The 13,026-nt window shown below is 43.9% G+C and carries 10 protein-coding genes; all 10 read right to left on the bottom strand.

Going from position 1 to position 13,026, the window contains the following annotated elements; genetic code table 11:
• Positions 1-17: 17 nt before the first annotated feature.
• The 10 genes from DXC04_RS00685 to DXC04_RS00640 all read right to left on the bottom strand — a co-directional run bounded on the left by DXC04_RS00685 (position 18) and on the right by DXC04_RS00640 (position 12,915).
• On the bottom strand, positions 18-1,187 hold the full coding sequence (locus tag DXC04_RS00685; protein WP_118659537.1) for a CobW family GTP-binding protein: 1,170 nt from the start codon (positions 1,185-1,187) through the stop codon (positions 18-20).
• A gap of 315 nt (positions 1,188-1,502) precedes the next feature.
• Positions 1,503-3,485 carry a sodium-translocating pyrophosphatase gene (locus DXC04_RS00680; protein WP_021860109.1) on the bottom strand — a complete coding sequence of 661 codons (1,983 nt, stop codon included), beginning with the start codon at positions 3,483-3,485 and terminating at the stop codon, positions 1,503-1,505.
• Between the two features lie 108 nt (positions 3,486-3,593).
• A complete protein-coding gene (locus tag DXC04_RS00675; protein WP_118659673.1) occupies positions 3,594-4,358 on the bottom strand; it encodes an acyl-CoA dehydratase activase in 765 nt (254 codons plus the stop codon).
• A gap of 36 nt (positions 4,359-4,394) precedes the next feature.
• On the bottom strand, positions 4,395-5,177 hold the full coding sequence (gene truA / locus DXC04_RS00670) for a tRNA pseudouridine(38-40) synthase TruA (protein ID WP_118519496.1): 783 nt from the start codon (positions 5,175-5,177) through the stop codon (positions 4,395-4,397).
• A gap of 75 nt (positions 5,178-5,252) precedes the next feature.
• On the bottom strand, positions 5,253-6,077 hold the full coding sequence (locus DXC04_RS00665; protein ID WP_117536825.1) for an energy-coupling factor transporter transmembrane component T family protein: 825 nt from the start codon (positions 6,075-6,077) through the stop codon (positions 5,253-5,255).
• Entirely contained in the window at positions 6,074-6,928 is an 855-nt protein-coding gene (locus tag DXC04_RS00660; protein WP_021860105.1) for an energy-coupling factor transporter ATPase, read from the bottom strand. The genes DXC04_RS00665 and DXC04_RS00660 overlap by 4 nt, the downstream gene beginning before the upstream one ends.
• Positions 6,913-7,764 carry an energy-coupling factor transporter ATPase gene (locus tag DXC04_RS00655; protein ID WP_021860104.1) on the bottom strand — a complete coding sequence of 284 codons (852 nt, stop codon included), beginning with the start codon at positions 7,762-7,764 and terminating at the stop codon, positions 6,913-6,915. Before DXC04_RS00655 ends, DXC04_RS00660 begins: the two co-directional genes overlap by 16 nt.
• Positions 7,765-7,846: 82 nt before the next feature.
• A complete protein-coding gene (locus DXC04_RS00650; protein ID WP_117536826.1) occupies positions 7,847-8,368 on the bottom strand; it encodes a peptidylprolyl isomerase in 522 nt (173 codons plus the stop codon).
• A 182-nt stretch (positions 8,369-8,550) separates the two neighbouring features.
• Positions 8,551-9,180, bottom strand: a complete 630-nt coding sequence (locus DXC04_RS00645) for a hypothetical protein (protein ID WP_118659535.1) — start codon at positions 9,178-9,180, stop codon at positions 8,551-8,553.
• A gap of 111 nt (positions 9,181-9,291) precedes the next feature.
• Complete coding sequence (locus DXC04_RS00640; RefSeq protein ID WP_118659533.1) at positions 9,292-12,915, bottom strand: ABC transporter ATP-binding protein/permease; 3,624 nt, start codon at positions 12,913-12,915, stop codon at positions 9,292-9,294.
• Positions 12,916-13,026: the final 111 nt, after the last annotated feature.

Here is a 13,026-nt window from a genome sequence, read left to right as displayed (position 1 = left end):
TCATTAAAAATGATATTTTATAAATGGAATAACTTCATCAGGTCTTCTTCTTTCAGATCTGTACCAATGACACAGATACGTCCTGTATAATCTGCCTGGCACTCACGAGTCTCGTACTCTTCCGGCACAAGGTCAAACTGTCTCCATGTTCCGTCTTCCATAGCGATAATTCCTTTAGAACGAAGGATTGTTCCATAACCATCTGTCTCTGATAATGCTTTCAGGATCAAATCCAGCTCTTCTTCTGTATACTTGTGAGCAGTCTCCTTGCCCCAGCTTGTAAACACATCATCTGCATGATGGTGATGATGGTGATCGTGGTCATGTCCGCAGCCACATCCACACTCATGGTCGTGATCGTGGTGATGCTCATGATGTCCACAGCAGCCGTGCTCCTCATGGTCATGATCGTGATCATGGTGATGCTCATGATGTCCACAGCAGCCGTGCTCCTCATGGTCGTGATCTTCGTGATCATGATGATGTTCATGATGTCCGCAGCAGCCGTGCTCCTCATGGTGGTGATCGTGATCATGGTGATGCTCATGATGTCCGTGACCTTCTTTATCCTCGAACAGCCCTTCGATCTCTGCTCCTGCATGAAGTGCATGCTGGATTGCTTCTTTTCCAAGCTGATCCCACGGTGTGGAAATAATTGCTGCCTTCTCATTCTCTTCACGCAGCATCTTTACACAATCTTCTACTTTCTCATCTGTCATCATCTGTGTACGGCTGACAACGATTGTAGAAGCATGCTCTACCTGATCCTTAAAGAACTCACCAAAATTCTTCAGATACATCTTAGCTTTCTTACCATCAACGATCGTAATTCTTCCTTCGATCTCGATATCTGCATCTTTCTTCACGTCTTCGATTGCTCTTGCTACATCGGATAATTTTCCAACTCCTGAAGGCTCGATGATTACACGGTCCGGTTTGTACTCGTCCAGAACTTTCACGAGCGCCTTGCTAAAATCTCCAACCAGTGTACAGCAGATGCATCCAGAGTTCATCTCTGTAATCTCAATTCCTGCATCTTTTAAGAAACCACCGTCAATTCCAATCTCACCAAATTCATTCTCAATCAGAACCAGTTTCTCTCCTGCGAATACATCCTGTACCAGTTGTTTAATAAATGTTGTCTTTCCGGCTCCGAGGAATCCGGAAATAATATCTACTTTTGTCATTATATAGTTACCTCTTTTCTTTATACATTTGCATATTAGTTGCGTTTAATCTCCGTTTCTTATCTTACCACAAACTTGCCCTGTCTTCTAGACCTTTCCCGGCTTCATGAGAAAAAAAGAATATGAATTTTCTATAAAATTGTCAGTACGTGAAAAAGAAGCAGTATTTTTATCCCCCTGAAAATACTGCTTCTTTTGTTATACCATATGAAATTTTTAATTTTAACGAACAAAGCCTTATTTCACTGCCCAGTGTGACAGGCTCTGACCGACCACTTATCTTATTAGTTTTGTTTGATTATCTTGTGGATCACCTTACAGGATTCCGCCTACAGACAGGAATAATGGTGCAAATACAAGTGATACGATCGTCATTAACTTAATCAGAATGTTAATAGACGGTCCGGAAGTATCTTTAAACGGATCACCAACGGTATCTCCGACAACGGCTGCTTTGTGAGCCTCACTTCCTTTTCCACCATGATTGCCATCTTCGATGTACTTCTTCGCATTGTCCCATGCACCACCTGCATTAGACATGAAAATTGCCATCATAACACCTGTTACAAGTGCTCCTGCCAGAAGTCCGCCAAGCGCGGATGGTCCAAGTAACAGACCAACTGCAAGCGGTGACAGTACTGCCATCACACCAGGAACCAGCATCTCGTGAAGTGCTGCTGTTGTGGAAATCGCTACGCAGGACTTGTAATCCGGCTTCTCTTTTCCATCCATAATGCCAGGCATCTCTTTGAACTGACGTCTTACTTCCTCGATCATCTGATATGCTGCCTTCGATACAGAAGACATTGTCATAGCAGAGAACAGGAACGGAAGCATACCACCGATAAACAATCCAATGATTACACGGCTGTCCAGAATGTCAATGTTCTTTAACTGAACTGCTTCTGCATAAGATACAAATAAAGCAAGTGCTGTAAGCGCCGCAGAACCGATGGCAAATCCTTTACCCATAGCTGCAGTTGTGTTACCAACAGCATCCAGCTTGTCCGTGATCTTACGAACACTTGGATCAAGACCTGACATCTCAGCGATACCACCGGCATTGTCTGCGATCGGTCCGTATGCGTCTACAGCAACTGTAATTGCAGTTGTAGACAGCATACCGACTGCCGCCAGAGCGATTCCGTAAAGTCCACTGACTGTATAAGCCACAAAAATACCTACGCAGATCAGTAGGATCGGAATAGCTGTAGACTTCATACCAACAGCAATACCACTGATGATCGTTGTTGCAGATCCTGTCTCAGACTGTTCTGCGATCTCTTTTACAGATTTGTAGTCACCTGAAGTATAAACTTCTGTGATGATACCGATCAGAAGACCAACGATCAGTCCTGCTGTTACAGAGATTGCTGCGTTAAAATTGCCAAAGCAGTATTTGCTTGCAAAAAACGCAACGATCAATACCAGAATACTGGATACATAAGATCCCATCTTCAGTGCTTTGTGTGGATTGGAGTTCTCATCACCCTTAACAAAGAATGTACCAAGGATAGATGAGATCAGTCCCAATCCTGAGATCAGAAGCGGGAACAGTGCTCCGGATACCTGGAAATACACAACTCCGAGTGTCAGCGCAGAAATCAGCGCACCAACATAAGACTCGAAAAGGTCCGCTCCCATACCGGCAACATCACCTACGTTATCTCCTACGTTATCAGCGATTACGGCCGGGTTACGCGGATCATCTTCCGGGATTCCTGCTTCTACCTTACCAACAAGATCCGCTCCAACGTCAGCAGCTTTTGTATAAATACCACCACCAACACGGGCAAATAATGCAATAGAAGAAGCACCTAAACTGAATCCGGAAAGGACTTCTACGTTCTTCGTGATCACATAGATTGCGCTTACTCCGAGAACACCAAGTCCTGCTACACACATCCCCATTACAGCACCACCTGAAAATGCGATGGAGAGTGCACGGTTCATACCGGACTCTTTTGCAGCATTCGCTGTTCTGACATTTGCCTTCGTTGCTACAGTCATACCACAGTAACCAGCCAGTGTGGAGAATAATGCTCCCACAACAAAACATACAGCAGTTACCCAGCTCTTGATCCCGACTCCGATCAAGATGAATAAAATCAGCACGAATACGACAAGGATCTTGTATTCTGCTGTGAGGAAGGCCTGGGCTCCTTCACTGATCGCTCCTGCGATCTCTCTCATCCTTTCGTTACCGGCACTCTGTCTGCTTACTTTTGCTGCAAGATATGCGGCAAAAAGCAATGCGACAACTCCGAATACCGGAACAATCACAAAAAGATTTTCCATATACTTAACCTCCCAATAGATTAGTGTTATCTATAATACCATATTTACAGAAAAAATAAAAAGACTTTTTTTAGATTTTTTGTGAATTTTCTTGTTATTCCTCCTGTTTTAACGTTTTTTCTTCTCTTTCGCAAGCAGTGCTGCCCCCAAAGCACCTGCGTATCTTCCATTTTTCGTTGTCTCAACCACACATCCTAACTTCTTTGACAAAATATCTGTAAAATAGACACTGTCACTTAAACCGCCTGTCAGGATCACCTTATCGGAAAGTGTTTTTCTCTGGCTGAGTTGGGCAACTTTGGCTGCCACTGAATCTACAACGCCCGCTGCAATGTCTTCTCTTTTCTTTCCTTCTCCAATATAATTAATGACTTCTGACTCTGCAAATACCGTACACAGAGAACTGATCGGAAGCACTTCCCCTTCCGCTGCCAGTTCAAACAGTTCCTGAAGCGTCACGCCGAGACGGTTTGCCATAACTTCCAGAAATTTTCCCGTTCCCGCTGAACATTTATCGTTCATCAGAAAATCCCGTACCATTCCATGTTCCACAAGAATTACTTTTGTATCCTGACCGCCTACGTCAATGATCGTGCAGTTGTCACCCGCCATTTCGCGTCCCCCTCTTGCATGACAGGTAATCTCTGTGATAACAAAATCTGCGAACTCAACCGCAACACGTCCATATCCGGTTGCCACTACTTTTGTCTCGTCCGACAGAACATCTATATTTTCTGTCTCTAATTTTTCTTTAATGATCTGACAGGTCTCCTTGCTGCTCCATCCTGTTGGCAAAACGAAATGTAATTCTTTTTCTCCGCGCACAACTACTTTAGAAGCGGTTGAACCAATATCAATTCCTACGTAATACATCTTAATCTCCTGCTCTTTTTGCTGACTTTTCCACATTTATCTTCGTTCTTCTTCGGAATATCCACCATTTTCCGAATCATCATAGCCGATTTCCACAAGTACAAGTCCGTTCGGCGGTGCTGTAACGCCTGCTGCTGTACGGACTTTCTCATCCAGAATCTCTTTTACCCGTTCCGGTTCGTAAAATCCCCTACCGACACGTATCAGCGTCCCGGCAATGATACGGACCATATTATAGAGAAATCCATTTCCCGTGATTCGAAGGGTAATGTCTTCCCCTTCCTGCATGATATCCAGCGCATAAACCGTACGCACTGTGTCTTCCACGTTTGTCTTAATATTGCAGAAACTCACAAAATCATGCTCCCCGATCAGATACGCTGCACCTTTTTTCATCGCTTCTACATCCATCGGGAACGAAACATGTGTACTGTATCTTCGTTTCAGCGGATTTGGCACCGGCGCATTACAAATGTGATATTCATATGTTTTAACTACATGATCCTGATAACGCGGGTGCCAGTCATCCGGTACCTGACAAGACTGCCGGATGACAATATCATCCGGCAGTTTCTGATTCAATGCATAAGCCATGCGCTCCGGCGGAATGGAAGACTCCGTATCAAAAACGGCAACATTTCCCAGTGCATGCACACCGGAATCTGTACGGCTTGCTCCGATGATCCGGATATCCTCTCCCGTCAGCTTACTGATTTTTTTATTTAATACTTCTTCTACGGTGATTCCATTCGGCTGAATCTGCCATCCGCAGTAATCCGTACCGTCATAGGCAACCGTTAATTTCACTCTTCTGCTCATTTATGTTCTCCTGGAACTTAAAAAATACTGCCATCATTTCACATTGATTCTTCTGTTGATGCCATCACCGCTTATTTAAAATACCCAGATATGCAACTGCACACCACGACCGATTGCGACCACTGCGACCACATATGCAATCACAATGATATAAGCCGCATAATCTCTGCTCTTATAGCGAAGTGGCTTCATCTTCGTGCGCCCATCGCCGCCCCTGTAGCACCTGGCTTCCATCGCCATCGCAAGGTCATTTGCACGGCGGAATGCCGATACAAACAACGGTACCAGGATCGGCACCATGCTTTTCGCTCTCTGCAGTATATTACCGCTCTCGAAATCCGCACCTCTTGCAAGCTGTGCTTTCATGATCTTATCTGTCTCTTCCAGCAAAATCGGAATAAACCGGAGTGCGATTGACATCATCATTGCAATCTCATGTACCGGCACATGAATCTTATTCAGTGGATGAAGCACCGCTTCGATCCCATCTGTCAGCTCATTCGGTGTTGTCGTAAATGTCATCAGCGAAGAACCAATAATCAGATAAACAAGCCGGATTGCCATATACACCGCAGTACGAAGACCACCTTCTGTGATTGTAAAGATCCATGCATGAAACAGCACGTCTCCCTGTCTTGTCAGAAACAGGTTAAATAATACTGTGATCATAAGCAGCATGATCACCGGCTTCAGTCCTTTTACAATATAAGAAAAAGGAACTTTGGAAATGTGGATCACACAGATCAGAAATACCGTTGCCACAAGATATCCCGGAATACTGCTGAATAAGAAAAGCGAGATCAGATACAGCAGTGTACATATCAGTTTTACTCTCGGATCCAGTCTGTGGACCACACTTTTTGCCGGATAATATTGTCCTATTGTAATATCTCGAATCATTTTCTCTTCTCCAGTGCCTTCTTAATCTGCGCAGCCGCTTCTTCCACGGTTGTTACATTTGGTTCCACTGCAAATCCCTGTTCTTTCAGATCATGCATAATATAAGTTACCTGCGGTGCTGCAAGCCCTACCTGCTCCAACTCCCGATAATGTTCAAATACCTTGCGCGGGCAGTCATTGTACATCACTTCGCCTTTATTCATAACGATAATGCGATCAGCATATCTGGCAATATCCTCCATACTGTGGGACACCAGAATAACTGTCATATCTCTCTGCGTATGCAGATAAGCGATCTGATCCAGAATGTCATCACGTCCTTTCGGATCCAGTCCCGCTGTCGGTTCATCCAGTACAAGTACCTTCGGATGCATGGCAAGCACACCTGCAATCGCTACACGTCTTTTCTGCCCACCCGAGAGTTCGAAAGGCGAAGAATTGTAATATTTTTCTTTTAATCCAACAAGTTTTAATGCCTCCAGCGCACATTCCATACACTGATCCGGATTCAGTCCCTGATTCTTCGGCCCAAAGCAGACATCACTCATAACATCCACTTCAAAAAGCTGATGCTCCGGATACTGAAATACAAGTCCAACCTGATTTCTCAGTTCACGCATATTATATCCCGGTTCGTAAATATTCTTTCCATCATAATAAAGTGCACCGGATGTCGCCTTTACCAGTCCATTCAGATGCTGAATCAGCGTGGATTTGCCCGATCCTGTATGACCGATGATCCCTACAAATTCTCCATGCGGAATTTCCAGACATACATCCTTCAATGCCTGTTTTTCGTAGGCGGTTCCTGCGCTGTATACATAATTCAAATGTTCTAATTTAATCGACATAATGCTTCCACCAACTCTTCCTTTCGCAGAATTCCTTCCGGAATATCCACTCCCTGTTTACGAAGTGTATCTGCAAGGAGTGTCACCTGCGGTACATCCAGGCGGTACTCTTTTAATTTATCTACCTGCGAAAATATCTTCTTCGGTGTTCCTTGCATAACTACATGACCATGATCCATAACATAGATCTGATCCGCATCGATGACTTCTTCCATATAGTGCGTGATCAGAATCACCGTCACATGTTTCTCTTTTCTTAACTTCTGAACTGTTTTCAGAACTTCTTTTCTTCCGACCGGATCCAGCATCGCGGTAGGCTCATCAAGCACGATACACTTCGGCTCCATCGCCACTACGCCCGCAATTGCCACACGCTGCTTCTGTCCGCCGGACAGCTTGTTTGGCGAATGGTGTCTGTATTCCAGCATGCCGACTGCTTTCAGACTTTCTTCCACACGTGTCCAGATCTCATCTGTTGGAACTCCAAGGTTCTCCGGACCGAATCCTACATCTTCTTCCACAACTGTTCCGATGATCTGATTGTCCGGATTCTGAAATACCATTCCCGCCGACTGTCTGACATCCCACAGATGCTCCGGTTCTTTTGTATTCCAACCGCTCACCCACATCGTGCCACCGGTTGGAACTAATATTGCATTCATATGCTTTGCCAGCGTTGATTTTCCGGAACCGTTATGTCCCAAAATGGCAATAAACTGCCCTTCTCTGGCGTTTATATTCACCCCGTCAATTGCGCGGTACGTTCCGGTCACGTTACCTTCTTCATCCCGCTTCTCATATTCAAATATCAGATTATCTGTCTGAACCATATCCATCTGTTATATGCCTCCAGCCATAAAATATCAGGCTGCACCCGGCAAGGTGCAGCACACGGTCTTCTTTGTTTCTTTCATCTTATTATGAAACTTTCTCCGGCTCAGGATAAGTCTCTCCGAATGTCTCAACCGTTACACTCTTCATCTTCTGTTCTTCTAACGGTCTGTCACTGTAATCTGTATCGGTTGCAGCAATCTTATTTACCACATCCATACCTTCGATGATCTTACCAAATGCAGCATAAGCGCCGTCCAGATGTGGGGAGTTCTTGTGCATGATGAAAAACTGGGATCCTGCTGAATCCGGGTGCATGGCTCTTGCCATAGACAGTACACCTTCTGTGTGCGCAAGGCTGTTCGCATAACCATTCTGCATGAATTCGCCACGGATCGTATATCCCGGACCACCCATTCCTGTTCCATCCGGACATCCGCCCTGGATCATGAATCCACTGATCACACGATGAAAGATCAGTCCGTTGTAGAATCCTTTATTAACGAGAGAAACGAAATTGTTTACTGTATTCGGTGCAATCTCAGGATACAGCTCCGCTTTCATAATATCTCCATTTTCCATTTCAATTGTAACTACTGGATTTGCCATTTTTTATATCCTCACTTTTTCCTGTAATTTTACATACTCGGTTATTATTGTAACTGAAAAACAGTTTTTCGTAAAGAGGGGACAGGGATTTTCTAAAAAGGGACAGGGGAATTTTAATTTGGGACGGGGAATTTTAATTTGGGACGGGGATTTTCTAGAAAATCCCCGTCCCAAATTAAAAATTAAATCGTATACAACACTATCCCGCCTTTTTCCTCATAGCCGGTGGCCCACATTTTCCGGAGCGACAGCCAAATTTTCTCGCCATATGTCGCAATACGGATGAGCATATCTTCATCCTTCTCTTCATAACCGACAACCAGGAACCAGTGCCATGTGAAATCCTTAAATTCTTCGGTATTCTTATGTTTCAACATCAGATACGGAACCGGAAGTCCTGCATCGATCTGGCTCTTGATCCGCCGGTATGCCTCTGCATATTCTACATCACCGGATATTTCCTGCATACGTATATTTAAAAACCCGGCTTCTTCTATATCCAGCTTCGCCTGCACAGCCGCTATATATTTGCTGAATCCATCCATATACCAGGATAATTTGCGGACACCGCCCACTCTTGGACGGATGTAAGGCTTCATCACCTGGCTGAACCGCTTGTAATCTTCTTTTGTCAGATTGTTGATATCGTAGGGATACAATGCACGCATTCCCATATATTTTGCAAAATAGATACAGCTGTCGCACGCTGTTGCCGCAGCGCAGCCACCCATATTCATAACTACATTACTGAACCAGTCCTGATTTCCGCCAAATGCCCCCTCAATAGCGAAATATTCCAGTTCTTTCTTCATTGTCTGTTCACCTTCTTGTTTTTATTTTCCTGCACTCTCATTCTACTTATACTCTTACTCTGTCCAAAGCGTTGCCACAAAATCGCTCTTAACCACTTTTCTCAAATACTTTTATTCCGTCCGGAGTGCTGTCACCGGATCACTCTTTGCTGCTTTTCTGGACGGGATCAGTCCGCCTAGAAGTGTCAGAACAACACTTAACACAATCAGTACAAGTGCCGGCACAGTCGGAAGGACTGCATTTATATTGGTATTATTTGTCAGTGTATGAATCACCATGTTTGCAGGAACAAGAATCAGAAGCGACAGTCCGATTCCCATAAGCCCTGCACAAAGACCAATGATAAATGTCTCGGCATTAAACACCTGTGAAACATTTCCTTTGGATGCTCCGATCGCACGCAGGATTCCGATCTCCTTCTTACGTTCCAGTACACTGATATAAGTAATAACACCGATCATGATCGAAGATACGATCAACGAAATTGCCACAAATGCGATCAGTACATAACTGATGATATTAATAATATCTGTTACCGAATTCATCATTGTACCCACAATATCCGTATAGGTGATTACCTGTTCATCTTTTCCGGCTTTTTCCATCTTTTTATTATAATTATCCAGAATATCGACAACCTTTGCTTTTGCGTCAAAATTCTTCGGATACAGGGAAATCGCACTCGGCTTCGCAAAATCAGCATAACCAAGTTTCTGCAGATTTCCTTCGTAAGTTGCCTTTTCCTGACCACTCATTGACATAAACAGTTCCATCAGATCATCCTGGCTCATATTCATATTAAATGCTTTGGCAAATGCTGAAGGATCGATCTTCATGGCATCCTGAAGCTGCGTACCGATATTTGACATTGCCTGTGTCATTGCTGTCTGCATACCTTTTGTCATCTGACTGGTGATCTGCTTCATCGCAGAAGTCATCTGTTTCTGCAATGTTTTCGACAATGCTTTGCTGTATGTTCCCATCGCACCTTTCATATAAGTTCCCATAGATTTGGAAATCTGTTTTTCCAGTTTATCCATGTCGATTGCCTGCGTAAGTCCTGCTGCCAGGTATTTCTGACCATCCGGCGTTCTGATATAATCCAGAAAATACTGTCCCATCTTCGTCGGATCAGGCTTGTTATTTTTCTTCGCATACACCAGATATCCTGCTGACAACTGTGAAGACAGACTATCCATCTCTGCATCCGTAATCTGGATATCCATATCCGCAAATACTTTGTCCGCCCACGTATTCATGATACTCACTGCACCGTCTGTTTTCAGATATGCCTGCAAATATTCACTGAATTTATCAGGATTCGTCAGGTTGTTTGCCTTCTCATACTGCTGGAAGCCTTTCATCACATCTGTGACAAGCTCCTGCATACGTTCGGTCGTAAGCGTTACTTTTCCCTGCTTTTTCAAAATAGCTTTCATATTCGTCTTAAGGATTGTCTGCGCACTGTCCGTCTTCAGATATGCCGCAAACGCACTGTCCAGACTCGAATAATCTGCTTCCGGATGTGTCTTCACATACTCGTTATAGCCAAGCATCAGACTTGCCGATAACTTCTCCATACCACCCGGTTTTACTGCGACCTGCAGATTCTTCACCATATCATCCAACTGCAGATCCGGCATATCTTCAAGGTTCATTGCAATTTTGTCTAAATCGATCATTTTCGACAGATCCATAGACTTTCCGGCATTTTCAAATAATTTCTGCATATTTAGGGAATCCCCGGAAAATGCATTCTTCATACTGCCTGAAAATGCACTTGTATCCATACCGAAAGCATTTTTTAACGCATCCTGATCAACCGCAAACATAGAATTCATATCCATGCCTTTTTTCTTATCAGGTTTTCCGAACTTTTCTCCGGTGAAAATGTCTTTTTTCTTATTTTTCAACTGTTCTCTTACGATCTTACTGTTCTTTGCTTCCTGTACCGTATGCTGTACAAGCGAAGCCGGATAGTTAATTCCCGGTGTCAGTGATGCAGCTTTTCCGCCCTTTTTCGGCTGTACAACACCGACAATCTTTATATCTTCCGCATTTTTCATCAGTTTCTTCAGATAACTCTGATTACCGGACTTATCCTTCCAGACCTTATATTTGCTGTCATACTGATAATAATCCGAAGCGTTTACCAGCTTGAACTTCGCATTCATAATATCACGGTAAGTATATTTTCCAATATCTCCCGGCATCTTTATATTCTTCTCGTCGATAAAGTTCTGGACCATATCATCCAGCTCTTTGATATTACGAAGTCCCAGTGTATACAGAAGAAAATCACTCATACTTCCATCCGGTGTCAGCACAAGAACGCACTCGTTATAATCCTGCGGCCAGCGTCCTGCCTTAATGTTATACTGCCCCTTATACAAATCCGGGTTATCCGGCATCCGGTAAAATACATTGGTGCTCATCATACTGGACATCATACTGTTCGTTCCAACGGAGGAGCCAAGTCCCATTGCCGCAAATGACTGATCCGGATTCACTTTACGGATCTTCTTGCCAGTATCTCTGTAGATCTGTGGTGTTATATTATAGGAATATTCGATAGATTTCGTATATTTTCGAACATCCGACTGATCACTGTCCAGATACTTCTTCAAAGACTTGAGGTCATTGGAATTCATCTTGCTGAACATTTCCGTCACATTTTTGAAAATTTTCACCTGCTGATCTGCTTTGTTTTTTGTATTCGTTGTACTTTTTTTATCTTTTGCGCTGTCTGAATCACTGTCATTACCACCCATTCCGACGATCATTGAAGAAATGTCAAATCCGGTGCTCTGGATCTGCAGCGGATATTCAGAAAGCGTATCTTCTTCCACCGACTGGATATAATCATTCACTCCGGTCGAAAGTGCCAAAATGAGTGCAATTCCGATGATTCCGATGGAACCTGCAAATGCAGTCAAAAGTGTTCGCGCCTTCTTCGTCCTCAGGTTATTAAAGCTAAGTGCAAGCGCCGTTAAAAATGACATAGAAGATTTGCCCATGTTCTGATGAACCGGAACTTTCTCTTCATCCTGCTTCGGAATATATGGATCGGAATCCGAGCGGATCTTTCCATCTTTTAACTTCACGATCCTCGTTGCGTACTCCTGCGCAAGCTCCGGATTGTGCGTAACCATTACAACCAGGCGGTCTTTTGCCACTTCACGCAGAAGATCCATAACCTGTACGCTTGTCTCGCTGTCCAGCGCACCGGTCGGCTCATCTGCCAGTAAAATATCCGGATCATTGACAAGCGCTCTCGCGATCGCGACACGCTGCATCTGTCCCCCGGACATCTGGTTCGGCTTCTTATGTAACTGTTCTCCGAGTCCTACCTGCTCCAGTGCTTCTATCGCACGTTTTCTCCGCTCTTCCTTACCGATTCCTGAAATCGTCAGTGCAAGTTCCACATTTGACAGTACCGTCTGATGTGGAATCAGATTATAACTTTGAAACACAAATCCAATCGTATGATTCCGATATGAATCCCAGTCTCTGTCCTTGTATTTTTTCGTCGATATTCCATTAATCACCAGATCACCACTGTCGTAGCGGTCCAGCCCGCCGATAATGTTCAGAAGCGTTGTCTTACCAGAACCGCTCGGTCCAAGAATTGCAACAAATTCATTATCCCTGAGATTCAGGCTCACATCATCCAGTGCTTTCTGGACGAGATTCGCTGTCCGGTATTCCTTGCATATATGTTGGATTTGTAACATGTAGTATTCTCCTTCTTTTCAGCCTTATCTTTTTATTATAGCGAAAAAATCTATAAAAAGCTCCTTTTTATAGAAAATTAAGAAATTATTAAAGCATCGCATTTTCCTCGT

Source organism: Dorea sp. OM07-5 (assembly GCF_003481355.1).
GTDB lineage: Bacteria > Bacillota > Clostridia > Lachnospirales > Lachnospiraceae > Dorea_D > Dorea_D hominis.
The sequence above is the reverse complement of the archived record's forward strand: the minus strand, read 5'-3'. Positions and strand labels throughout refer to the sequence as shown.